The 333-nt window shown below is 46.8% G+C and carries 1 protein-coding gene; it reads left to right on the top strand.

The window, feature by feature from the left end; genetic code table 11:
- Nucleotides 1–296, top strand: a 296-nt coding sequence (locus tag DCC82_RS17225; protein ID WP_199222371.1) for a transposase, incomplete at its 5' end; no start/stop codon positions are given.
- Nucleotides 297–333: the final 37 nt, after the last annotated feature.

Raw genomic sequence — 333 nt, 5'->3', positions numbered from 1 at the left:
AGCGCTATCCGGACCGTCTCATGGTCTTGGTGTTGGATAACGCCCGCATTCACCATGCCAAAATGGTCAAGGAGTTTTTGCGGGAAGAAGGGCAGTGTTTTCACTTTATTTACCTTCCTCCCTATTCGCCACAGCTGAACCCGATCGAACGCTTATGGAAATGGCTGAAAGATACGGTGATTGCCAATGTATTTCACAAGGATCGCAACGATATCATTCAAGCCATTACTCGGTTTGTCAACTACATCCACGAACGTCCGGAGGAAGTGCTGCAGCGTTTAGGGTGTGCAGGATGACTGAGAAGTTAACTCTTCATGTTGCATGTATATAGTT

It is taken from the genome of Geobacillus sp. LYN3 (genome assembly GCF_003064505.1).
In the GTDB taxonomy this organism is placed as follows: domain Bacteria; phylum Bacillota; class Bacilli; order Bacillales; family Anoxybacillaceae; genus Parageobacillus_B; species Parageobacillus_B toebii.
This window is presented reverse-complemented; position numbering and strand designations above follow the sequence as displayed.